This is a genomic window from Caballeronia zhejiangensis, assembly GCF_022879815.1.
GTDB classification, from domain to species: Bacteria; Pseudomonadota; Gammaproteobacteria; order Burkholderiales; family Burkholderiaceae; genus Caballeronia; species Caballeronia zhejiangensis.
The window spans coordinates 226,031-249,678 of record NZ_CP084285.1 but is presented as its reverse complement, the minus strand read 5'-3'; the positions used below and the strand labels follow the sequence as shown (position 1 = coordinate 249,678).

Here is a 23,648-nt window from a genome sequence, read left to right as displayed (position 1 = left end):
ATCAGTGATCCGTGACGAAGGTCGGGTGGCGCGTGCGGATCTCGTCCACCTGACTGAGCGTGCCGGAAAGATGCTTGCGCAACGCGGCATCGGCGGCATCGGCATCGCCTTTTTCGATGGCATCGACGATTTCCGTGTGGTCGCGCACCACGGCCATCGTCTTGCCTTCGACCGGCAGATGCAGCCGCCGCAACCGGTCGATATGCCCGCTGAGTCTGCGCACGAGATCCCACAACTGCGGCACGCCCGCGGCTTCATACATCTGCCGATGAAACGCCTGATCGAGCGCTGAGAACTGCTCGACGTCCTGCGGCTCCATCCATTCCATCTGTTCCGCGATCGTCGCGCGCAGCCGCGCGATCAGCGACGCCTTATGCTCCCGCGCGAGCGTGCGCACGATTTCCAGTTCGATCGAGCGACGCAGAAAGTGCGCCTGCATCGCCGATGCCACGCTGATCTGGCTTACGACCGTCGCGTGCTGCGGAAAAATATCGACCAGTCCTTCTTCGCCGAGCTTCATCAGCGCGTCGCGCACCGGCGTCTGGCTCAGGCCGTAGCGCGTCGCGAGTTCGGTGCGCGACAGCACCGTGCCCGGTTCCAGTTCGAGCGACAGGATCATGTCGCGCAGCCGCTCGAACACCTGCGGCGCGGCATGACGAGAACGGTCCAGGCGATGCACGGAAGCGGAATTATTCATTTCGGATTGAAAGGAAGGCGACTGAAACATTAGTACTATAGCCGCGCCCATGCCCGATGAGTAAGCCGTTGGCGGGTCGGCGTTTACCCGACTGACACATTAATATATTAGTGCTTTACCATTCGGCCATTCCATTAATTTTCGGAACGCCCGACATGACCCGCGATATAGCCATCACCCAGATTCGAATCACGCCGATCGCATTCCGCGATGGTCCGTTGCTCAACGCCGCGGGCATCCACGAACCGTGGGCGTTGCGCGCGATCGTCGAACTGGAGACGAGCGACGGACGCGTCGGCATCTCGGAGACTTACGGCGACGAGCCGATGCTGCGGGTGCTCGATCAGGCGAAGGAGCTCGTCATCGGCCTGTCTCCTTTCGATCTGAATGTGATGGAAGAACGCGTGCGCGCGACGATCACCGCGACGCCCGGCGCGGTCGAATTCGAACTCGCGCCCGGCTCGCACGCCGCGAAAAACGCGCCCAAGGTCATCAGCACGCTCGAAGTGGCGATGCTCGATCTGCAAGGCCAAATCGTCGGCGCGCCGGTCGTGGACTTGCTCGGCGGCAAGGTGCGCGACGCCGTGCCCTACAGCGCGTATCTGTTTTTCAAGTACGCCGAGCACATCGACAAGCCGTATGCGCCCGATGCGTGGGGCGAGGGCATCAGCCCGGAGCAGATCGTCGCGCAGGCGCAGCGCATGATCGACCTCTACGGTTTCCAGAGCATCAAGCTGAAGGGCGGCGTGTTCGAGCCGGCGCATGAAATTGCGTGCATGCAGGCGCTCGCGAAGGCGTTCCCGGGCATGCCGCTGCGTCTCGATCCGAACGCGAACTGGACGCTCGAAACCAGCATCGAGGCCGCGCCGCAGCTCGATGAAATTCTCGAATACTACGAGGATCCGTGCCCCGGCCTCGAAGGCATGGCCGAACTGCAGAAGCACACGAAACTGCCGCTCGCGACCAACATGGTCATCACGACGATGGACGACTTCCGCCGCGGCTGCAACATGGGCTCGATCAAGGTGCTGCTTTCGGATCATCACTACTGGGGCGGCCTGCGCGCCACGCAGACACTCGCGCGCATGGCGAAGCTCTGGGGCTTCGGCATGTCGATGCATTCGAACTCGCACCTCGGCATCAGCCTGATGGCGATGACGCATGTCGCCGCGAGTGTGCCGAACCTCACCTACGCATGCGACACGCATTACCCGTGGCAGGAAGAGGAAGTCATCAAGGGCGGTCGCGTGAAGTTCGATAACGGCGCGGTGCGCGTGCCGACGACGCCCGGTCTCGGTGTCGAGCTCGATCGCGAGAAGCTCGCCGAATTGCACGAGCAGTACAAGACGTGCGGCGTGCGCAATCGCGACGACCTTTCGCAGATGCGCAAATATCAGCCGGAATTCTCAGGCAAGAATCCGCGCTTCTGAGCCATAGAACAACAACACAAGGCATTCAAGGAGACACCCTCATGAGCAGTTCCAGCGCGCTGTCGAGCGCCGTTCGCAAGATCAAGTGGCATGTGCTGCCGCTTTTCGTCGTGATGTTCATCGTTAATTACATCGACCGGGTGAACATCGGATTCGTGCGTCAGCATTTGAGCGCGGACCTCGGCATCGGCGCGGCCGCTTATGGCCTCGGCGCGGGCCTGTTCTTCGTGAGCTATGCCGTGTTCGAAGTGCCGTCGAACATGCTGATGCAGCGCTTCGGCGCGAAAGCGTGGCTCACGCGCATCATGGTTACGTGGGGACTCGCGGCCGTGGGCATGGCCTTCGTGCAGGGCGAGACCTCGTTCTATGCGATGCGTCTCTTGCTCGGCGCGGCCGAAGCGGGCTTCTTTCCGGGCGTCGTGTTCTATTTCACGCAATGGCTGCCGCGCGATGAACGCGGCAAGGCGATGGCCGTCTTCCTGAGCGGTTCCGCGCTCGCTTCCGTGTTCTCCGGCCCGATCTCGGGCGGGCTGATGCTGATCGAAGGCGCGGGCCTGCGCGGCTGGCAGTGGATGTTCATCATCGAAGGCATGGCGTCGGTCGTGCTCGCCGGCTTCGTCTGGTTCTGGCTCGATTCGAAGCCGCGCGATGCAAAGTGGCTCACGCGCGCTGAGCAGGACGCGATCGTCACGGAGATCGAAGACGAGCAGCGCCGCCGCGACGCCGCGCATGTGAAGACGCCGTCGTCGTGGAGCCTGATGCGCGATCCGCAGATCCTGATCTTCTGCCTGATCTATTTCTCGGTGTCGCTGACGATCTATGGCGCGACGTTCTGGCTGCCGAGCATCATCCGCAAGATGGGGCACCTGAACGATTTCCAGGTCGGATTGTTCAACTCGATTCCGTGGCTCATTTCCATCGTCGCGATGTATCTGTTCGCGGCGCTCGCGGCGCGCTTTAAGTTTCAGCAGGCATGGGTCGCGTGCGTGTTGCTCATCGCGGCCGCCGGCATGTACGCAGCGGGCCAGGGCAGTCCGGTGTTCTCGTTCGTTGCAATCTGCTTTGCCGCTATCGGGTTCAAGGCTGCATCGTCGCTGTTCTGGCCGATTCCGCAAGGCTATCTCGATGCGCGCATCGCCGCGCCCGTGCTTGCGCTGATCAATTCGATCGGCAATCTGGGCGGCTTCGTCGCGCCGGCCACCTTCGGCTTTCTCGAGCAAAAGACGGGTTCGATTCAGGGCGGCCTGACAGGCCTCGCCGTGATGTCGATTCTCGCTGCGGGCGTCGTGTTCCTCGCTCGCATGACGCCTCGCGAAGGGCGCGACGTCGCGGCGCTGCGGCCGGGCGTGCAGAAGTAAGGGAGGCATACAAACTGCTGACCGTCTTCGATCGGTACATCGATCGGAGACGACAATGGCGACGAACCAGCGCCAGAGACTGGGCGAATGGCTCCCGCGCGAAGAGCAGGCGATCGCGCGCTTTCGCGAGACATTCGCCGAGTACGCCCGGCAGCGCGCGGGCAAGACGAAACGCAACAGCGTCATCGAAGAGATGGCGGCTTTCATCCACGACGATCCGGTCGTGCGCATGGACTTCACGCGCGCGATCCGTCAGGCGCATGAAGCCGGATTCAAGCTCGGTTATGCGAGCATCGACGAATTCATCGTATTGCTCGATGCGATGCTGACGTACGCGCCGCCGTTCAGCGAATCGAGCCTGATCCATTGCCCCATCAACGCATTGCTAGACTGGCCGATGGTCATGCCGTCGGGCTATGCGCTCTTTCGCGATCCCGCATTCAACGCGCATCTGAAGCGCGTGCTGAACGTGTGGTCCGGCTTTCTCAGCGGACCGTATTCGCGCACGCATCTGAACACCGACGCGCCCGATGGCTGGTTCAGCAAAGAGGCCGATAGCAAGATCGGACTGCACCAGTTTCTCTGCGATCCGCATAAGCCGTATTGGGGCTTCGCGTCGTGGAATCATTTCTTCACGCGCGAATTCAAGCCTGGCGCGCGGCCTGTTGCAGAGCCGGATAACGCCAAGATCATCGTCAGTGCGTGCGAGGCTTCGCCCTATAACGTCCAGGACGATGTGCAACTGGAAGACTCGTTCTGGATCCAGTCGCAGCCTTATTCGCTGATGGACATGTTCACGGCGAAAGAAGCGGAACTCGCGAAGCGATTCGTCGGTGGCACGGTGTATCAGGCCTTTCTAAGCGCGTTTTTCTATCATCGCTGGCATGCGCCGGTGAGCGGCACGATCGTGAAGGCATATCTCGTCGACGGCACCTACTTCTCGGATGCCGACTCGGAAGGCGAAGATCCCGGCAGCCTCAACGATTCGCAAGGCTATATCACTGCGGTCGCGGCGCGCGCGGTCATCGTCATCGATTGCGACGATCCGGACATCGGCGAGGTTGCGTGCGTGTTCGTCGGCATGGCGGAAGTGTCGTCATGCATGATTGAGGCGTTGCCGGGCCAGCGCGTGCGCAAGGGCGAAGAGCTCGGCTACTTCCAATACGGAGGTTCCACGTATTGCCTCGTCTTCAGGCCGGGCGTGATCGAAAGCTTCGAGCGCCAGAAGCCATTCGATGACGATGCGCCGCCCGTGCAGGTCAACGCGCATCTTTGCACGGCGCGCTGAATTGCGGCCACGGAACTGCGTTCGCTTAAGCAATTAGAAAGGAACGGCAATTGCTCGCGCATCAGGCAAATACATGCAGATAAACGCACAACGCGCGAGGCAAAGACATGGCCGAATCAGACAATGCCGTTCGCAAGAACGACGCTTATCCCTATTCGTCGGGCGGTTGGGGTTCGCTCAAAGCCGTCACCGGCGCGCTCGTTCACGAGAAGGTGCCGCTCAAGGCGAGCACCGTGCTCATGAAGCAGAACAAGCCCGAAGGCTTCGCGTGCGTGAGCTGTTCGTGGGCCAAGCCCGCCGATCCGCACACCTTCGAGTTCTGTGAAAGCGGCGCGAAAGCAACCGCATGGGATCTGACGGCGAAGCGCATGACGCCGCAGTTCTTCGAGCTTCATACGGTGACGCAGCTATGCGCGTGGCATGACCACGATCTCGAGGACGCGGGACGTCTCACCGCGCCGCTGCGTTACGACGCGGCCACCGACAAGTACGTGAGCGTCTCGTGGCAGGAAGCCTTCGAGGACATCGGCCGCGAACTGCGCGCGCTCGATCCGAAAAGCGTCGTGTTCTATGCATCGGGCAGAGCATCGCTGGAAACGTCGTACATGTATCAGCTTTTCGCGCGCATGTACGGCACCAACAATCTGCCCGACAGTTCGAACATGTGCCATGAAAGCACGAGCGTCGGACTGAAGGAAGCGATCGGCGTGGGCGTCGGCACCGTCAGGCTCGAGGACTTCGAGAAGACCGACCTCATGTTCTTCCTCGGACAGAACGTCGGGACCAACAGCCCGCGCATGCTGCATCAGCTGCAGGAAGCAAGAAAGCGCGGCGTGCCGATCATCACGTTCAATCCGCTGCGCGAGCCGGGACTGCTGAAGTTCGCCAACCCGCAGTCGCCCGTCGAGATGATGACGCCCGCGCATACGCTCATCAGCACGCAATATCATCAGCTGAAAACGGGCGGCGATACCGCTGCGTTGCTCGGCATCTGCAAGGCCGTCATTCACGCCGACGACCGCGCGAAGGAAGCGAACGAACCGCGCGTACTCGATGTCGATTTCATCGAAACGCATACCGTGGGCTTCGAAGCCTTCGCGAATTACGTGCGCGCTGCATCGTGGGACGATATCGAGCGCGTGGCGGGACTGCCGCGCGCTGACATGGAAGCCGCCGCCGACGAATACATGCGCGCGAACGCAGTGATGGCCCACTACGGCATGGGCATCACGCAGCACAGGCAGGGCGTGCAGAACGTACGCATGCTGTGCAATCTGCTCTTTCTGCGCGGCAATGTCGGCAAGCCGGGCGCGGGACCGTCGCCGGTGCGCGGGCATTCGAACGTGCAGGGGCAGCGCACTGTCGGCATCACCGAGAAGCCGGAGCTCGCGCCGCTCGACAAGCTCGCGAGCCAGTTCGGTTTCGAGCCGCCGCGCGAGAAGGGCATGAATATCGTCGAAGCGTTCGAAGCCATGCTCGATGGCAAGGTCGGCGCGGTCATCAATCTTGGCGGCAACCTCGTGCGTTCGGTGCCCGACCGCATGCGCATCGAACCGGCGTGGCGCGGTCTGAAGCTCACCGTCAATGTCGCGACAAAGCTCAATCGCAGTCATCTCGTGCATGGCGAGAAGTCGTACATTCTGCCGTGTCTGAGCCGCATCGAGATCGATACGCAAGCGAGCGGCGCGCAGGCTGTCACGATGGAAGACAGCACCGGCTGCATTCACGGTTCGCGCGGCGTCGCGGAGCCCGCGTCGCCGGATGCGCGCTCGGAGCCGTATATCGTCGCGGAACTGGCGAAGCATACGCTCGGCGAGCGATCGACCATCGACTGGGATCGCTGGCGCAACGACTATGCGCTGGTACGCGATGAAATCGCGAAGACGTATCCCGAGAGCTTTCACGACTTCAACGAAAGAATGTGGACGCCCGGCGGTTTTCCTCGCGCTCTGCCCGCGCGCGAACGCAAGTGGCAGACGAAGAGCGGCAAGGCGGAATTCTTCGTGCCGGAAACGCTCGGCGAAGACCCGGACATGCCCGAACGCGAACCCGATTCGCTGCGCCTCATGACGCTGCGCAGCGACAGTCAGTTCAACACGACGATCTATAGTCACGACGATCGCTTTCGCGGCGTCAAGGGCGATCGCATGGTGATCTTCATGTGCGAAGCCGACATGGCGCGACACGGCCTCAAGAAAGATGACCGCATCACGCTGCGCACCATTGCCGACGATGGTTTCGATCGGCGTGTGGCGGGCCTGCGCATACATCCGTATGACATACCGGAAGGATGCATCGCGGGTTATTACCCCGAGTGCAATCCGTTGCTCCCGCTATGGCATTGCGCGAAGGAAAGCAAGGTGCCGGGCGCGAAGTCGATTCCGGTGTTCATCGTCGAAGTCAACGGCGCGCCGCGCGAACACTGAATCATGCAGATCGACGGATGCGGCGCGCGGAAGCGGGCCGCAAGCAATGCGCGATCGCAAGCGCGCCAAGGGACATCACGGCGAGCGATGCGAGCGGAAACGTTCCGAACGTATTCGCCGCAATCGCAGACGGACGACTCTGTGCGACGAGTTGCATGCGGCGCTTTGTCATGCGCGCACCAAGTTCCGACAACTGCGAAGCGAGCGCGCGTTCGGCAGTGGGCAGCAAGACGGTTTCCTCATCGGCGACGTGATGCATCACTTCACGCATGAGCTGCATGAAACGCGCGTCGTAGGCGGCGTCCTGCGGACCCATCGCGCGCAGCTTCGCGATGTCTTCGCGCATCTGGTCGTGCTCGGGCTTGCTTTTGGCGAGACGCTCGTCGCCTGCCATTGCCTCGCTCAACGCGGGATAAAAGATTTCTTCCTCCAGTTGCGCGTGAATTTCAAGTGCAGTACACGCAAGCTCGACGATCGCGCGCTTTCTCCACCACGATGTCTCCGCGTGATAGCGATGAAACGCCGCCATGACATGCGTGTGATCCATGCGGATCATCGTCGTGATGGAAGGGGAACAGGAAGGCATATCCACGGTGACTCCTTGGCGGCTTTGCAGCTCTGCTGTGGTGGTGGGGAAAGACGCGTTATCGTGCTCGCTCCGGCACGACATGCGATCAGCAAGCGTTATTCCGCATCGCATGCGCGGCGGTAGCGGCACGGGACTTGCATCTTTCGTGAACTCACTTCTGAAGGAGGGGCCATGAGTATTTTTTCCAATATCCTGAACAAGATCTTCCACCACGACAGCGCACCGGCGAGCACCGGCACGGGCACGGCTGCGGGTCAGGCCGCAGCGCCGGCCGGAGGCGCTGCCGCCGCGCCGACGACGTCCACCGCCGCGTCCACGCCCGCACAACCGGCCGCACAAGCCGCCGCGCCGATGCAGGAAGTGGACGTCGAGGCCGTGCTGACGAAGATGCAGGCGAATCACGGCGAGCAGCTCAACTGGCGCACGTCGATCGTCGATCTGATGAAGCTGCTCGGTCTGGACAGCAGCCTGTCCGCGCGCAAGGAACTGGCTGCGGAACTGCACTACTCGGGCAACACGGAAGATTCCGCTGCAATGAATATCTGGCTTCATAAGCAGGTCATGCAGAAGCTCGCGGAAAACGGCGGCAAGGTGCCCGACGAACTCAAGTAAGCGACGCTTTTCATCAGACGGAAGACGCGCGCGATGGCAGGTCGAAGCGTGCGTCGTCCGCCAGACGGTCGAAACAACAAGAAAAAAACGATACGGACGACGCATTTCCGGGAAGGCACGACGCGTCCATCGAAAGGCACGGTAGCTCGAACCTTTCTTTTGCAGTATGCAGGGGAGAAACATGAACGACAGAGACCAGATTTCCGACGCGGCGCCGCTGGACACGGTGCCCAACACGTCCAGCCCGGCCTATGCGAACGCACATCCCGTCACTCGCGCGTTCGATGCTTTCGCAAGCGCAGTCACGAGATGGGCCGGCTCGCCGGTCGCGTTCGGGCTGGCGGTCATTTGCATCGTGGTCTGGCTGATATCCGGACCGCTATTCAAGTTTTCGGACGGGTGGCAACTCGTCATCAACACGGGCACGACCATCATCACGTTTCTGATGGTGTTCCTGATTCAGCAGAGCGCGAACAAGGACAGCGTGGCGATGCATCTGAAGCTCAACGAGTTGCTCGCGTCGCATCGCACGGCGAGCAATCAGCTGATCGGTATCGAAGATGCAACGGAGGAAGAACTGCGCAAGCTGGCCGCCGCTTATTTGCAACTCGCATCGGAAAAGCAGGGCGGCGAAGCTCCAGCGCGGACCGACGACGGCGCGGCCGCCGACATCGCGCGGCGTCTCGCGCGCGCTCACGCCAAGACCGCGGCCAAGCGGACACGATGAAGTTGCGTTGCGCTGGCATGCACACTGCTGTTGGTCATCGGTAACACTCCGTTTCGACAAAAACTCGCCGGAGAAGTAACGATGACAATTCAGAGAAAAATCGCCAACTGGCGCAGGGTCGGCCATTTCTGCACGAGACGCCTCGTCGACTACGGCGAGTTGATTCCGATCGAACTCGCTGAAACCAAGAAGCGCGTGCTGCATGAAGTCGTCGCACTCGTCGCGCTCGCGATCGGCGCGCTGTTCACGCTGTCGTTCGTATCGATCGCGGTGATCGTGACGGCTGTCGGCACGCCGCATCTCGTGCTGACGGCGTGGTGCGTCGCGGCTGCGTGGCTCGCGGTCGCGGTGATCGCGGTCATCGTGATGATGTCGCGCAAGCCGGCCGAGCCGTTCCAGTTGCTGCGCAGCGAGTTGCGCCGCGACGTCGATGCCATCAAGGAGGCGACGCAATGAAGCACGCCGAAGCTCAGAGCGTCGTGCTCGCGCGCATGGCGGAATCGCGCGCGGAGCTGATCGCCGCGCATATGGCCGACGAACCGATGCGAATCGCGCGTGCGCCGCGCCGCGCACTGCCGGCGAGTGCCCGTCCCGCGCCATGGTTTCTGCGCACGCCCAATGCGGAACTCATCGCGCTCGCGCTGGTGGGTGTCGCGATTCTCGGCTTGCGTCGCACGGTGCAGACGGCGGTCGGCGCGGGATTGAGCGCGTCGACTCACCGGGCGTTCGGCGATCTGCTCAACGCGCTGCGCGAATGATCGTTCGCGGATGAATGGTGTTCAACGCCGCGCGCGCCGCTTCTTCGGCTTGCGCGGCGGCGTGAGCGCGGCCGTCAAGAGAGTCGACGCTTGCCGTTTCGCTTGCGCAGTCGCGCGGCCGCGCGTCGCCCCGATGACCGCGTTCGCACCGGAAAACCACATGCTGAGGAAAGGGTTCTTCTTCGCCCAGGGGTTTTTCATGATTCGGCTCCGGTGCGCGCTCAAGAGCGTCAATGCAGGCGCATCGTGTTATCGCCTGCGTCCTTCGGGATTTTCGCTTCGAGCTGTTCCTTGCGCTGCATCAGCTTGCTGCCGAGCGCGTCCAGATCGGCTCCGGACTTGCGCAATTTCGGAAACAGTTCCGATTCTTCTTCCTCGATATGGTGATTCACCATTTCGGACAGCACCTTGAACGTGGCGTCGAAACCCTTGTCGGACGGCTTCAGCTGCGTGAACTTCTCGATCAGCACCTTGACGAGATAGTGCTCGACGTAAGCCTCTTCGACATCGGGCCGGTCGTCTTCGTCCAGCGCTTCCTGCGCGGCCGGGTACAACAACTCTTCTTCGATCATCGCGTGAACCGTCAGTTCTTCGCAGGCGCGGCGCACGAGCGTGGCTTTCGCGTCGAGATCGTCTGTCTCCGCTTTTTCGAACGCGTCGAACAGCTTTTGCACGGCGCGATGATCGTCGGTCAGCACCTGAATCGCGTCCTGGCTGCGGGCGGCGCCGGACGGGGCGGTGGTCGTCGGCTGGGTGGAGGGTTGGCGCGGCATCGTGAACTCCTTTTCGGAATGTGGGGTGTCACGATGACGAGCAAAGAGCGGGCCTACGACGCATCGCGGGCGATGAAACTAAAAATCGGAACGATGCGTTCAGGCCGCGGGTTTGGCCAGCGTGCCGCGTTCCACGACGGGCGCATCGAGCACGAGCTCGTTATCGCCGTCCTTGCCGTCGATCAGCGCCATGAGATGCCGCGCGGCGCGCGTGCCGATCTCCAGCGACGGAACGCGTACCGTCGTGAGCGGCGGCTGGGTGAGCCGCGCCTGTTCGATATCGTCGAAGCCCGTTACCGAAAGATCGTCGGGAACCCGAATGCCCTTCGCGCGGCATTCGTCCAGCAGACCGATTGCCTGTAGATCGGTGCCGCAGATGACCACGCTGGGCCGCGCTTCGCCGTCCCACAGTTCGCGCAGCGCCTGCCTGCCGCCTTCAAAGGTGAACGGCGCTTCGACGATCCATTCGGGTCTCAGATCCAATCCCGCTTCCCTGAGCGCGGCGCGCGTGCCGGCCTGCCGTGCGCGCACGCGTTCGTTGCCGAAGGTCGAGCCGCCGCACATCGCGACATGCCGATGCCCGAATCCGACGATGCGTTTCGCCAGCCGGTAAGCCGCGTCGAAATTGGAAAAGCCCACGCAATGCGGATACTGCGTTTCATCCACCGACCACGTCAGAACATAAGGCAACGCGTACAGGCGCGTGAGTTCGAAAACTTCAGGGGGATGATCGGTGCCGACGAGCACGAGCCCGTCGACGCCGCGTTCCAGAATCGCACGGAGCAATTCGAGTTCGCGCGCCGGTTTGTATTCGTGACTCGCGATCAGCAACTGATACCCATAACCCCAAAGCGTCTGCTGAAGCGCCTGAATCGAATCGGCGTAAATGGGATTGTTGAGCGTGGGATAGATGGCCGCGACCGTGCGCGTCTTGCGCGAGGCAAGCGCCTGCGCCGCGCCGTTGCGCACGTAGCCGAGCTGTTCGACCGCGCGCTGCACATTGGCGAGCGTTTGCGGCTTGACCTGATCCGGCACGGACAAGGCGCGCGACGCGCTGCCGAGCGAGACGCCCGCCAGCCGCGCGACATCCGCGAGCGTAGCGCGCGTGGGTTTCATGATGGGCTGCGCGCGCGTCCATAGGCATCGGCGCGGGCGATGCCTTCGATCAGCCGCGCAGCCGTCAGCGGCGGCGACATGTGCCGGCTATAGCGCGTGGCGAGCGTGGCGTTTGCGATGAGCGTTTGCTGTGCCGATGTAAGCGGGGCGTGCTGCCCCAGTTGTGCGAGCGTGAGCGGCAATCCGGTTGCGGTCATGAGCGTGGCCAACGGTTCGATCTCTTCGGGCGATGTATCTTCGACGAACAATTGTACAAGCGTGCCGAAGGCGACCAGTTCGCCGTGCATCATCGAGGCCATCGCGGGAATCGCCGTGAGTCCGCGGATCAGCGCATGCGCGAGCGACAGGCCGCCGCTCTCGAAGCCGACGCCGCTCAACAGCACGGTCGCTTCGATCACGCGTTCGACGGCATCGGTGAGTTCGCCGCGCCGGATGTCGGCGTAGGCGCGCGCGCCGTCTTCGAGCAGGATCGCGAGCGTCGCGCGCGTGAGCAGCAGCGCGCCCGGCAGCGGCGGCGTGCCGTACGAGTTCAGGCCATCGGCGCGTTGGCATTGCGCGGCTTCGTACTTCTTGCTGAGCGCATCGCCGATGCCGGCCGCGAAGAGACGCGCGGGCGCGGCGGCGATCAACGCGGTATCGACGATCACCGCGTCCGGATTGCGCGGCAACATGTCGATGCCCGCGACGCGATGCGCGTCGTCGTACAGGATGATGAGGCGGCTCGTCGGCGCATCGCTCGAAGCGGCGGACGGCGCGATCACGATCGGCACGTTCAGCGCCCGGGCGACGCCTTTCGCCGAGTCGATCGTCTTGCCGCCGCCGATGGCCACGACGGCATCCGCGTTGAGTTCGCGCGCATCGTCGCTCAGCTTCGCGATGACCGCGGCCGTGCATTCGCCGGGAAACGTGACGATGTGCGCGTCTTCGATCGATCGCGTGACTTGCGCCGACACGCGATCGATGACCGCGCCATCGACGAGCACGAACGCGCGTCGCGCGCCGAGTTCCGCGAGCGTCGATCCGAGCGCGGACAACGCGCCCGGCCCTTGCGTGTATCGCCCCGGAAAGCCGATGGTTCTCAACGGCGCGTGCGTCGTCATGTCATCAGCCATCCGCCGGCCACGTCGATCACCTGGCCGGTGACGAACGCGGCTTCATCGGATGTGAGGAACAGGCACGTCGATGCCACTTCGTCGGGCGCGCCGAGCCGCCGCAACGGCGTTTCTTGCGCGACCTTTTCGTTGGCCTCCCGCGCGACGCCGCGAACGAGCGGCGTATCGATGCGCCCCGGCGCGATCGCGTTCACTGTGATGCCGTGCGGGCCGAGCTCCCCCGCGAGATGCCGCGTCATGCCGATCAGCGCGGCTTTCGTCGTGCTGTAATGCGCGGCGACGATGTCGAGGTACGCCTTGCCCGCCACCGACGACATCGACACGATGCGTCCGAAGCGCCGCTCCACCATGCCCGGCGCAAGAATGCGGCAGAAGTTGAAGACGCTGTTCACGTTCACGTCCATCACGCGGCGCCATTCGTCGGGCGACATCTGCCAGACGGGCATCGGCTTGCCCGCGTGTTTCGGCGAAATGCCCGCGTTGTTGACGAGCGTATCGACCGGACCGAGCGCGGCCTCGATCGCACGGCACGCGGCTTCGCAGGCGGCGAAATCGCCGACGTCGGCATGGGCGAAATGCACGCCCAGGCCCGCATCGGCGAGACGTCTTGCGAGCGCCGCGCCTGTTTCTTCGTTGACATCGACGATGCCGACGGCCGCGCCATCGCGCGCATAGCGCTCGACGAGCGCCTCGCCGATGCCGCCGCTGCCACCCGTCACCAGGACCACACGCTTGTCGTGCCGCACGTTATTGGTCTCCCACTTTTAGCATGATTTTGCCGATATGCCTGCTCGACTCCATCAGCGCGTGCGCGGCCGCGACGTCGGCGAGCGGCAGCACGCGATGAATCACGGGCAGCGCGCGGCCCGCTTCGAGCAGCGGCCAGACGTGCGCGTGCAGCGCTTTCGCGATCGCCGCTTTCTGTTCGATGCCGCGCGCGCGCAGAGTCGATCCGGTAAAGGTGAGACGGCGCAGCATGATCGGCATGGCATCCAGTTCGATGCGGCTGCCTTCGAGAAACGCGATCTGCACGAGCCGGCCTTCGAGCGCGAGCGCGCGGATATTGCGCGCGATGTAGTCGCCGCCGACCATGTCGAGGATGATGTCGACGCCTTTTCCATCGGTGAGAGTCGCGATGGCATCGACGAAATCTTCGTCGCGATAGTTGATCGTATGATCCGCGCCCGCTTCGCGACAGGCCTGCGCTTTTTCCGCATTGCCGACGGTCGTGATGACGCGCGCGCCGAATGCGTGCGCGAGCTGGATCGCCGTCAGTCCGATGCCGCTCGATCCGCCGTGCACGAGAAACGTTTCGCCCGCCTGCAGGCGGCCGCGCTCGAACACGTTGGTCCAGACGGTGAAGTACGTTTCGGGCAAGGCCGCGGCCTGCAGCAGCGTGAAGCCTTTCGGCAGCGGCAGACAATGCGATGCATCCGTGATGCAGTATTGCGCGTAGCCGCCGCCGGGCACGAGCGCGCAGACTTCATCGCCGGCGCGCCATTGCGTGACCTCCGCGCCCGTTGCGACGATGCGCCCCGACACCTCGAGTCCCAGATGCGGCGATGCGCCCGGCGGCGGCGGATACGAACCCGAGCGTTGCAGCACGTCGGGTCGGTTCACGCCTGCGTAGGCGACTTCGATCAACACGTCGTTCGGGCCGGGCGAGGGCAGCGGTCCCTGCGCGAGCCGCATGCAGTCGGGCGCGCCGCCCGCGCCGTGGTCGACGTATTGCATCGATGCGGGAAGAGTGGATGTCATGGCGTTCATCGGATGATGGATTCGATGTAATCGGCGGGCAGACCGATCGACGCATAGTGCCGGCGCGCCGCCTCGATCTTCGTGAAGACGTCTTCGTAACCCTGCGCGACGCCTTGCGGATCGACATAGGTATAGCCGCCCGTGACATGGAACCAGGTAATCATCTCGGGCACGTCTTCGGGCACGAAGAGCGTGTGCGTTTCGCCCGCGGGCTCGAACGCATAGCCGCCTTGCTCCGCGACCCAGTCGTGTTCGAGGTAGTACCAGCGGCCCTTGAGCACCATCGCATGAACGGCGCCGCTATGACGATGCCGCGAGATCACGCCGCTGCGGCGCACGCGCAGCAGATTCACGTAATAGCCCTGGCTCGCGTTGAGAATGAGCGGCTTGAACGACACGGTTTCGGTCGCGGGCACCCACAGGTTGTCGTCTTCGAGCCAGTCGGTCATGACGCCGCCGTGCACGAGATCCTTCGACATGTACGGCACTTGCGGCAACTGATAGGCGATGACTTGTTCGTCGGGTTTCACTTCGGTTTGCATGAGTTTTTATCTCCGTGGTTTCTGGATGCGATGCGCCGGTTCGCTGAATCAATGACCGAGATAGGCGCGCCGCACGTGGGGACTATCGAGCAATTCTGCGCCCGTTCCGGAAAGCGCGATGGCGCCGTTTTCGAGCACGTATCCGCGGTTCGCGAGCTTGAGCGTATGGAACACGTTCTGTTCGACGAGCAGCACCGTCACACCGCGCGCCGCGACCGTGCCGACGACTTCGAACATCTGCTCGACGAGCAAGGGCGAAAGACCGAGCGACGGTTCGTCGAAGATCAGGAGCTTCGGCGCGGACATCATGCCGCGCGCGATGGCGACCATCTGCTGCTCGCCGCCCGACAGCGATCCGGCAAGTTGCGTGAGACGCTCGCGCACGCGCGGAAAGAGTTCGAGCACTTCGTCCATGCGTTCGCGCCGCGCGCTTCGTGCGGCGTGACGAAACGCGCCCATCAGCAGGTTCTCTTCGACGCTCAGGAACGGGAACAGCTGACGGCCTTCGGGAATCATCGTGACGCCCATCGCGACGATGTCGTGCGAGGACTTGCCGACGAGTTCCTGTCCCTGAAACGTGATGCTGCCGCCGCGCGCCGCGACGATTCCGCATAGCGTCTTCAGCGTCGTGGTCTTGCCCGCGCCGTTCGCGCCGACGAGCGTGACGATCTCGCCTTCCTGCACATCGAGCGAGACGCCGCGCAGAACTTCGCTCTTGCCGTAGCCGGCCGAGACGTTATGCAGCTTGAGCATCGAGATACCCCTTGCCGAGATAGGCCTGAATCACCTCAGGATCGTTGACGACATCGGACGGCTTGCCTTCCTTCAGCATGCGCCCGGCATTGATGACGATGATGCGGTCCGACAGCGCCATCGTCGCCTGCATCATGTGCTCGATCATCAGCACGGCGATTCCTGAATCGCGGATGCGCCGCACCATGTTGATCGCGCGCGCGATGTCGGCGGGATTGAGACCGGCCATCACTTCGTCGAGCAGAAGCGCGCGCGGGCGCGTGGCGAGCGCGCGCGCCACTTCGAGACGCTTCATGCCGCCGACCGTGAGGCTGCGCGCTTCGGTATCGAGCAAGGACGTGAGATCGGTGATCTCCGCGACTTCGCGTGCGATCGATTCCGCTTCGACGCGGACCCGCGTATGCATGAACGCGCCGAGCATGATGTTCTCCAGCACCGAGAGACCCGCGAACGGCTGCGCGATCTGGAAAGTACGGCCGACGCCGTCCTTCGCGAACGCATCGGGCGTGCGCGGTTCGGCCCAGGTGCCATCGGCGAGGCGAATCTTCACGATGCCTTCGTTCGGCCGGATGAAGCCCGAAAGCTGATTGAAGACCGTCGTCTTGCCCGCGCCGTTCGGGCCGATCACACCGAGAATCTCGCCGGCGTGCAGCGTGAGGGAAACATCGTCGGTCGCGACGAGTCCGCCGAAGCGCTTCTTCAGATGCTCCGCGACGAGCAGCGGCGTGCCGAGCGGCAACGCATCGGCGGGCGCGATCGACTTCGCCCGTGCGGGCGGCGGCGTGCGCGCGCCGGGCAGACGGTCGATGAAGCGCAGCACGAAGCCGCCCAGATGCCCGACGAGTCCGCGCGGAATGAACAGCACGACGAGCACCAACACGACACCGTAGACGAAGCCGTGCGTGCCGCTGCCGAACGAGCTGAGCCAGCCGCGCGCAAGCTCGGCGATCGGCAGCACGAGGACGGTGCCCGCGAGCGGCCCGGCGACGCTGCCGAGTCCGCCGATCAGCGCGAACATCGCGATCTGCACCGACAGTTCCAGCGAGAACGCCGCGGACGGATCGATGAAGGTGAGATACATCGCGTGGAAAGAGCCGATGAGACTCGTCAGCACCGCCGAGATCACCGCCGCGCCGATCTTCACCTTCACCGCGTTCACGCCGACCGCGCGCGCCGCATCTTCACGTTCGCGCACGGCGATCAGGTAGAAGCCGAAGCGCGAGCGGCGGATGAGCCACGCGGCCCACAACGTCACCAGAAGAAAGCCGAACGCGATCAGCAGATACGCCCACTTTTCGCGGAACACCATCCATTGCAGGCCGATGTTGAGCGGCACGTTCAGGCCCGCCGAGCCGCCCGTCCAGCTTTCCTCGTGCACCGTGAGCAGGCGGCACACTTCGAGGAACGCGATCGTGGCGAGCGCGAAGAACGGTCCGCGCAGACGCAGCGTCGGATACGCGATGACGATCGCCGCCATCGCCGAGATCACCGCGCCCGCGAACATGCCGAGCCACGGCGTGATGCCGAAGTTGATGACGAGCAGCGTCGCCGCGTACGAGCCGATGCCGTAGAACACCGCGTGTCCGAGCGACAACTGCCCGGCGAATCCGCCGACGATATTCCACGCCGTCGCGAGCGCGCCGAAGATGCACACGAGCACGGCCAGGTGAAACGCGAACGGCGATTGCAGCGCGAACGGCACGGCGAGCAGCGCGACGAGCGCCAGCGCGCCCATGTAGCCTCGCGGATGCAGGAGATTGGGAAACATCGAATGCCTCGCTGAACGTTATTCGGAGCCGCGTCCGAGACCGAAGAGACCGGTCGGGCGCACCACGAGAATCACGAGGAAGATCGCGAAGTAGACGACTTCCTTCATGTCGGGCGAGATGTAGTAGCCCGCGAGACTGTCGATGAGCCCGATCACGATCGAGCCGACGAGCGCGCCCGGCAAGCTGCCGAGACCGCCCAGCACGACGATGACGAACGCGGTCAGCACGAAGTACTGGCCGACGGTCGGGAACACCGGATACTGCGCGACCAGCAAGCCCGACGCGAGCCCGACCAGCGCCGCGCCGATGCCGAACGCGAGCACGTACGTCGTCTTCACGTTGACGCCCATCAGCGAGGCCGCGTAGCGATGTTGCGCCACCGCGCGAAACGCGCGACCGGTGTAGGTGCGTTGCAGGAACAGATGCAGCCCGCCCGCGACCGCGAGCGCGGCGGCAAACGTGATCAGTTGCCCGCTCACGATGTTGATGTCGCCGAACTGCAGATGCTCGGTGCCGAAGCTCACATCGACGGGATGCACGTCCGCGCCGAAGATCATCAGCGCGAGATTCACGAGCGCGGTCGACACGCCGACGGTCGCGAAAATCTGAATGTGCGCGTCGGCGGAAAGCAGCGGCTGGATGATGAAGCGCTGAATCAGCACGCCGAATGCGAAGAGCAGCAGCGCGACCGGCACCGCCGACACATACGGATGCCAGCCGAGCTTCGCGGCGAGCAGCCAGACGGCGTACATGCCGACCATCAGCAGCTCGCCGTGCGCGAAGTTGACCACGCGCACGACGCCGAAGATCAGCGTGAGGCCGATGCTGATGATCGCGTACGCGCCGCCCAGCAACAGGCCGTTGACCAGAAGTTGCAGAAGAATGGACATGCTCGTTTCCTGGACACCGCGCAGCGCGTGTCACGCGCCGCACGGTTCGAGTGAAAGAGAAATGCGGGTCGACAGCGGCGGTTTTACTGCGCCGCGACGGGCTTCGCGATCGCGACCGCTTCCGGATAGACGGTGACGAGCTTGCCGCCTTGCCACTGCATCACGTTGGTGGTCGCGAGCTGGTTCTGGCCGTTGTCGGCGAACTGGAAGCCCCAGCCAGCGGCGGTCGTGCCCGTCGGCTTCTTGTAGGCGAGCACGGCGGCGCGGATCTTGTCCTTGTCGGTGGATTTCGCGTTGGCGAGCACATCGAGGAACGCTTTCGCGCCGACATAGTTCACGAGGCTATGGCCCGATCGCGGTGCCATGCCGAAGTGCTTCTGATATTCGGCGGTGAATGTTTCGAGGCCGGGTGCGCCTTTCTCGTTCATCGCGACTTGCGGGAAGTCGATGTCATATACGCCGTTCATTTGCGCGCCGACGGCCTTGGCCGTATCCGAGAGCGAATAGCCGCCGCCCGCGCCGATGACCGCCTTCGGCTTGAAGCCGGCCTGCGCGGCCTGGCGGAAGAACAGGATCGAGTCGTTCTGATACGAGGTCTGCAGCACGATATCGACGTCCGCGCCCTTCAGACGCAGAATCAGCGACGACAGATCGACGCTCTTCGCCGAATACGGCAGCACCTGCACGACGTTCAGACCGAGCTTCTTCGCGCCTTCCTTCTGAAAGCCGGAGACGAGCGTGCCGTACGGCCCGTCTTCCGCGATGATCGCGATCTTCAGCGTCTTCGGATCCACCTTGAGTTGCGGCGCGACGACCTTGGTCAGCGCTTCGAGCGTGCCGTCCGCGAAGGTCTTCGTGGTCGAGTTGCTGCGATACAGATACTTGAAGCCGCGGCTCGTGATGGTGTCCGCCGTCGCGCCGAGTTCGAAGAACGGCACGCCCGCGAGCTCGGTCACTTGCGTCGCCGCCGACGACACCGCCGACGAATAACTTCCGAACACCGCCGACACGTTTTCCACCGACGTCAGACGCCGCGCTTCGCCGACGGCCTGATTGGCATCGACGGCATCGGCCTTGACGAGCACCACTTTCTCGCCGTTGATGCCGCCCGCCGCGTTGCGCTCGTCGACGGCGAGCTGCACGCCGCGATAGCTTTCGTCGCCGAGCAGCGCGAGTCCGCCGCTGAAGGGGAAGAGCGCGCCGATCTTGATGTCGGCGGCGTGCGCGGCAGTGAGACTCGATGCTGCCACGCACGCGGCGGCGAGCGCGCGCAGGACAGTGCGGGGAAAGTGCGAGGACATGCGGTGTCTCCTTGTATCGTTCGAAATTGAAGCGCTTCAAATCGAAAGCAAGAAAGTTCGGTCGCGTTGCCGAATTTGCTCTGTTTGGGTTGATCGATTGGATTTGAAGCGCTTCAAGTTTGCGTCGATGAACGCAAAGACGTCAACCGAGGGTTTGCACGGAAGAGTGAGACTCGGCGCGGTCGTCTCCGAACTTTCCCTATGTCACGATCCTAACAAGAATGCTATAAACTGAGATCAATCTATCAAAAACTGTTGTGCGTCGCACAAGACGCCGGCATACCGATCTCATGCTGGAAACTGCATCGAAGTCCATCGTCGCGTGGCCCGGCAAGGCCCAGGTTCACGCCAGCGCGCGCAATCCCGGCGTGCCGTTCGATCTCGTCTGGCTCGACGGCCTGCGCGTGAATCAGTCGGCGGTGACGCGCCGCGCGTCGACGCTCGGCACGCGCCGCGCGGTCAAGAAAGACGCGCAGGCGGCGTGGCTGCTCAAGGCCATCACCTGCATCGATCTCACGACGCTTTCCGGCGACGACACGCATGGCCGCGTCGAACGTCTCTGTGCGAAGGCGCGCCGTCCATTGCGCGACGATCTGCTCGACGCGCTCGGCATGCCGCCTCTGTCGATCAAAACCGGCGCGGTGTGCGTCTATCACCGTTACGTCAGGACGGCAGTGAACGCGCTCGAGGGCAGCGGCATTCCGGTCGCGGCCGTATCGACGGGCTTCCCCGCTGGCCTCAATCCGCACGAACTGAAGTTGCGCGAGATCGAGGCATCGGTGAGAGATGGCGCGTCCGAGATCGATATCGTCGTCACGCGCGAGCATGTGCTGACGGGTAACTGGAAAGCGCTCTACGACGAGATGCGCGATTTCCGCGCGGCATGCGGCGACGCGCACGTCAAGGCGATTCTCGCGACCGGCGATATCCGCACGCTGTCGAATGTCGCGAAGGCATCGATGATCTGCATGATGGCCGGCGCCGATTTCATCAAGACATCGACGGGCAAGGAAAGCGTCAACGCGACGCTCGACGTGTCGCTCGTGATGGTGCGGATGATCCGCGACTATCTCGCGCGCACGGGCGTCATGATCGGCTTCAAGCCGGCGGGCGGCGTGTCGACTGCCAAGTCGGTGCTCGAGTATCAGATCCTCATGAAGGAAGAGCTCGGGCGCGAATGGCTCGAAGCGGATCTGTTTCGCATCGGCGCATCGAGCCTGCTCGCGGATATCGAACGCCAGCTCGAACACCATGTGAGCGGACGTTATTCGTCGTTCAATCGCCATCCCGTCGCCTGATCCAACAGACTTCACTAAACAGCCTCATGAGCGTTGCCGAATACTTCTCTTCGATGGAATATGGACCCGCACCGGAAGACGATCGCGCCGCGCGCGCATGGCTCGATCAGCATGACGGGCGCTTCGGTCACTTCATCAACGGCGCATGGCGCGACAGCGACGACGCCGCGCGCTTCGACTCACGAGAACCCGCGACCGGCCGCGTGCTCGCATCGATCGCGCAAGGCACGGGAGCGGATGTCGATGCCGCTGTGCAAGCCGCGCACGATGCGCTCGAAGGCTGGCAAGCCATCGGCGGAGCGGGGCGCGCGCGTCATCTCTATGCGCTTTCGCGCATGGTGCAGCGGCACAGCCGTCTCTTCGCCGTGCTCGAATCGCTCGACAACGGCAAGCCGATCCGCGAGTCGCGCGATATCGATATACCCCTTGTAGCAAGGCATTTTCTGCATCACGCGGGATGGGCGCAACTGCAGGACAAGGAGTTCGCGGACTGGGCGCCGCTCGGCGTGATCGGCCAGATCGTGCCGTGGAATTTCCCGCTGCTGATGCTCGCGTGGAAGATCGCGCCGGCGCTCGCGCTCGGCAATACCGTCGTGCTGAAGCCCGCGGAATTCACGTCGTTGACGGCGTTGCTGTTCGCTGAATTGGCGCATCGCGCGGGCTTGCCGAAGGGCGTGCTCAACATCGTCACCGGCGATGGCAGCACGGGCGCGGCGCTCGTCGAACATCAACGCGTCGCGAAGATCGCATTCACGGGATCGACCGAAGTGGGCCGTCAGATTCGCGCGAGCACGGCGGGTTCGGGCAAGTCGCTCACGCTCGAACTCGGCGGCAAGTCGCCGTTCATCGTGTTCGACGATGCCGATATCGACAGCGCCGTCGAAGGTGTCGTCGATGCGATCTGGTTCAATCAGGGACAAGTGTGTTGCGCGGGCTCGCGTCTGCTCGTGCAGGAAGGCATCGAAGCGCGCTTCGTCGAGAAGCTGAAGCGCCGCATGGATACGCTGCGCGTCGGCACGTCGCTGGATAAGGGCATCGACATGAGCGCGGTCGTCGACGACATTCAGCTCGAACGCATTCGCGCGCTCGTCGACAAGGGCGAGCGCGAAGGCTGCGAAGTCTATCGATCGCCGCGTGCCACGTTGCCCGAGAGCGGTGCATTCTTTCCGCCGACGCTCGTCACCAACGTCGCGCCGGCATCGACGCTCGCGCAGGAAGAGATCTTCGGGCCCGTGCTCGTGACGATGAGCTTCCGCACGCCGGAAGAAGCCGTTGCGCTCGCAAATAACACGCGCTACGGCCTTGCCGCGAGCGTGTGGAGCGAGAACATCAGCCGCGCGCTCGACGTCGCGCCGCGCCTGCAATGCGGCGTCGTGTGGATCAACGCGACCAATCTCTTCGATGCGGCCGTCGGCTTCGGCGGATATCGCGAGTCGGGCTTCGGACGCGAAGGCGGACGCGAGGGCATCTACGAATACCTGAAGCCGCGCGCATGGGCCAAGCTTCCGGTGCGCGGCGAAACCAAATCGTTGCAGGCGCAACCGGATTCGCTCGTCGATGCGGGCAATGTGAGTGCGCTCGATCGCACGGCGAAGCTCTTCATCGCCGGCAAGCAGGCGCGGCCCGACAGCGGTTATTCGCGGCTCGTGCATTCGCCCGCCGGTGAGATCGTCGGCGAAGTGGGCGAAGGCAATCGCAAGGACATACGCAATGCGGTCGCAGCCGCGCGCGGCATGACGAAATGGTCGTCGGCGAGCGCGCACAACCGCGCGCAAGTGCTGTACTACCTCGCGGAAAACCTGAGCGCACGCGCCGATGAATTCGCGAAGCAGCTCGTCACGCGCGCCGGTTCGAGCGAGCGCGATGCGAAGCGCGAAGTCGATGCATCGATCGCGCGGTTCTTCACGTATGCCGCTTGGGCCGACAAGTACGACGGCGCCGTGCATGCGCCCCCGCTGCATGGCGTCGCGCTGGCGATGCACGAAGCGCTGGGCGTGATCGGCATCGTGTGTCCCGATGAAGCGCCGTTGCTCGGGTTCGTGTCGCTCGTCGCGCCCGCGCTCGCGCTGGGCAATCGCGTGGTCGTCGTGCCGAGCGAGACGTGTCCGCTGATGGCGACGGACTTCTATCAGGTCGTCGAGACATCGGATGTGCCGGGCGGCGCGCTGAACATCGTCACCGGCGATGCGCGTTCGCTGGCTCAAACGCTCGCGCAGCACGATGACGTCGATGCGCTCTGGTGCTTCCACGGCGCGGCGCTATCGGCGATGGTGGAGCGCGAGTCGATCGGCAATCTGAAGCGCACGTTCGTCGATCAGGGCCGCGTGTTCGACTGGCACGATGCCGCAAGCGAAGGGCTGCCGTTCCTTCGACAGGCGGTGCAAGTGAAGAACATCTGGGTGCCGTACGGAGACTGATCAAGGAATTGACTCGGCGCGATTCCGATACGGA

Annotated in this window: 23 protein-coding genes; 10 read left to right on the top strand and 13 right to left on the bottom strand. The window is 63.5% G+C overall.

Annotated elements, in window-relative coordinates:
• Position 1: 1 nt before the first annotated feature.
• Positions 2-697: a GntR family transcriptional regulator gene (locus LDZ23_RS22210; protein ID WP_033536277.1), complete on the bottom strand. Its 696-nt coding sequence runs from the start codon at positions 695-697 to the stop codon at positions 2-4.
• 155 nt (positions 698-852) lie between these two features.
• Between LDZ23_RS22210 and LDZ23_RS22205 the strand changes: the two genes are divergently transcribed.
• The 4 genes from LDZ23_RS22205 (at position 853) to LDZ23_RS22190 (ending at position 7,199) form a co-directional block, all read left to right on the top strand.
• Positions 853-2,127, top strand: coding sequence for a glucarate dehydratase family protein (locus tag LDZ23_RS22205; RefSeq protein WP_008348230.1), 1,275 nt, complete (start codon positions 853-855; stop codon positions 2,125-2,127).
• Between the two features lie 41 nt (positions 2,128-2,168).
• Positions 2,169-3,485 (top strand): MFS transporter, encoded by a 1,317-nt coding sequence (locus LDZ23_RS22200; RefSeq protein WP_008348228.1) that lies wholly within the window; start codon positions 2,169-2,171, stop codon positions 3,483-3,485.
• A 55-nt stretch (positions 3,486-3,540) separates the two neighbouring features.
• Positions 3,541-4,773 carry a phosphatidylserine decarboxylase family protein gene (locus tag LDZ23_RS22195; RefSeq protein WP_008348226.1) on the top strand — a complete coding sequence of 411 codons (1,233 nt, stop codon included), beginning with the start codon at positions 3,541-3,543 and terminating at the stop codon, positions 4,771-4,773.
• A 107-nt stretch (positions 4,774-4,880) separates the two neighbouring features.
• Positions 4,881-7,199, top strand: coding sequence for an FdhF/YdeP family oxidoreductase (locus tag LDZ23_RS22190; protein ID WP_008348224.1), 2,319 nt, complete (start codon positions 4,881-4,883; stop codon positions 7,197-7,199).
• A 1-nt stretch (position 7,200) separates the two neighbouring features.
• On the opposite strand, the gene LDZ23_RS22185 is transcribed toward LDZ23_RS22190, so the two are convergent.
• Positions 7,201-7,785: a hemerythrin domain-containing protein gene (locus LDZ23_RS22185; protein WP_033536212.1), complete on the bottom strand. Its 585-nt coding sequence runs from the start codon at positions 7,783-7,785 to the stop codon at positions 7,201-7,203.
• Between the two features lie 174 nt (positions 7,786-7,959).
• Here LDZ23_RS22185 and LDZ23_RS22180 point away from each other — a divergent pair, with 174 nt between their 5' ends.
• The 4 genes from LDZ23_RS22180 to LDZ23_RS22165 all read left to right on the top strand — a co-directional run bounded on the left by LDZ23_RS22180 (position 7,960) and on the right by LDZ23_RS22165 (position 9,885).
• Positions 7,960-8,400, top strand: a complete 441-nt coding sequence (locus LDZ23_RS22180; RefSeq protein ID WP_034470889.1) for a DUF3597 domain-containing protein — start codon at positions 7,960-7,962, stop codon at positions 8,398-8,400.
• Between the two features lie 181 nt (positions 8,401-8,581).
• Complete coding sequence (locus tag LDZ23_RS22175) at positions 8,582-9,127, top strand: low affinity iron permease family protein (protein WP_008348216.1); 546 nt, start codon at positions 8,582-8,584, stop codon at positions 9,125-9,127.
• Between the two features lie 81 nt (positions 9,128-9,208).
• Entirely contained in the window at positions 9,209-9,583 is a 375-nt protein-coding gene (locus LDZ23_RS22170) for a phage holin family protein (protein WP_008348214.1), read from the top strand.
• A complete protein-coding gene (locus tag LDZ23_RS22165; protein ID WP_008348212.1) occupies positions 9,580-9,885 on the top strand; it encodes a hypothetical protein in 306 nt (101 codons plus the stop codon). Before LDZ23_RS22170 ends, LDZ23_RS22165 begins: the two co-directional genes overlap by 4 nt.
• A 21-nt stretch (positions 9,886-9,906) precedes the next feature.
• On the opposite strand, the gene LDZ23_RS22160 is transcribed toward LDZ23_RS22165, so the two are convergent.
• The 11 genes from LDZ23_RS22160 to LDZ23_RS22110 all read right to left on the bottom strand — a co-directional run bounded on the left by LDZ23_RS22160 (position 9,907) and on the right by LDZ23_RS22110 (position 19,899).
• On the bottom strand, positions 9,907-10,086 hold the full coding sequence (locus LDZ23_RS22160) for a hypothetical protein (RefSeq protein WP_008348209.1): 180 nt from the start codon (positions 10,084-10,086) through the stop codon (positions 9,907-9,909).
• Positions 10,087-10,115: 29 nt separating this feature from the next.
• The gene (locus tag LDZ23_RS22155) at positions 10,116-10,658 is read right to left on the bottom strand and encodes a hemerythrin domain-containing protein (RefSeq protein ID WP_008348207.1); all 543 of its coding nucleotides are present in this window, start codon (positions 10,656-10,658) and stop codon (positions 10,116-10,118) included.
• Positions 10,659-10,757: 99 nt separating this feature from the next.
• On the bottom strand, positions 10,758-11,774 hold the full coding sequence (locus LDZ23_RS22150; RefSeq protein WP_033536211.1) for a LacI family DNA-binding transcriptional regulator: 1,017 nt from the start codon (positions 11,772-11,774) through the stop codon (positions 10,758-10,760).
• A complete protein-coding gene (locus LDZ23_RS22145; RefSeq protein ID WP_008348204.1) occupies positions 11,771-12,874 on the bottom strand; it encodes a glycerol dehydrogenase in 1,104 nt (367 codons plus the stop codon). Before LDZ23_RS22145 ends, LDZ23_RS22150 begins: the two co-directional genes overlap by 4 nt.
• A complete protein-coding gene (locus LDZ23_RS22140; protein WP_033536210.1) occupies positions 12,871-13,632 on the bottom strand; it encodes an SDR family oxidoreductase in 762 nt (253 codons plus the stop codon). The genes LDZ23_RS22145 and LDZ23_RS22140 overlap by 4 nt, the downstream gene beginning before the upstream one ends.
• 1 nt (position 13,633) lies before the next feature.
• Positions 13,634-14,653: an NAD(P)H-quinone oxidoreductase gene (locus LDZ23_RS22135; protein ID WP_008348200.1), complete on the bottom strand. Its 1,020-nt coding sequence runs from the start codon at positions 14,651-14,653 to the stop codon at positions 13,634-13,636.
• The gene (locus LDZ23_RS22130) at positions 14,650-15,186 is read right to left on the bottom strand and encodes a 2,4'-dihydroxyacetophenone dioxygenase family protein (protein ID WP_008348198.1); all 537 of its coding nucleotides are present in this window, start codon (positions 15,184-15,186) and stop codon (positions 14,650-14,652) included. Before LDZ23_RS22130 ends, LDZ23_RS22135 begins: the two co-directional genes overlap by 4 nt.
• A 48-nt stretch (positions 15,187-15,234) precedes the next feature.
• Positions 15,235-15,939, bottom strand: a complete 705-nt coding sequence (locus tag LDZ23_RS22125) for an ABC transporter ATP-binding protein (protein ID WP_008348196.1) — start codon at positions 15,937-15,939, stop codon at positions 15,235-15,237.
• Positions 15,923-17,707, bottom strand: a complete 1,785-nt coding sequence (locus LDZ23_RS22120) for a branched-chain amino acid ABC transporter ATP-binding protein/permease (protein ID WP_008348195.1) — start codon at positions 17,705-17,707, stop codon at positions 15,923-15,925. The genes LDZ23_RS22125 and LDZ23_RS22120 overlap by 17 nt, the downstream gene beginning before the upstream one ends.
• Positions 17,708-17,725: 18 nt before the next feature.
• Positions 17,726-18,598, bottom strand: coding sequence for a branched-chain amino acid ABC transporter permease (locus LDZ23_RS22115; RefSeq protein WP_034470891.1), 873 nt, complete (start codon positions 18,596-18,598; stop codon positions 17,726-17,728).
• Positions 18,599-18,681: 83 nt separating this feature from the next.
• On the bottom strand, positions 18,682-19,899 hold the full coding sequence (locus LDZ23_RS22110; RefSeq protein WP_051996429.1) for an ABC transporter substrate-binding protein: 1,218 nt from the start codon (positions 19,897-19,899) through the stop codon (positions 18,682-18,684).
• Positions 19,900-20,189: 290 nt separating this feature from the next.
• On the opposite strand from LDZ23_RS22110, the gene deoC reads away from it, so the two are divergent.
• Together deoC and LDZ23_RS22100 are read left to right on the top strand one after the other, a co-directional pair.
• Positions 20,190-21,197, top strand: coding sequence for a deoxyribose-phosphate aldolase (deoC, locus tag LDZ23_RS22105; protein WP_008348189.1), 1,008 nt, complete (start codon positions 20,190-20,192; stop codon positions 21,195-21,197).
• A gap of 26 nt (positions 21,198-21,223) precedes the next feature.
• Positions 21,224-23,614 carry an aldehyde dehydrogenase family protein gene (locus LDZ23_RS22100; RefSeq protein ID WP_008348187.1) on the top strand — a complete coding sequence of 797 codons (2,391 nt, stop codon included), beginning with the start codon at positions 21,224-21,226 and terminating at the stop codon, positions 23,612-23,614.
• Positions 23,615-23,648: the final 34 nt, after the last annotated feature.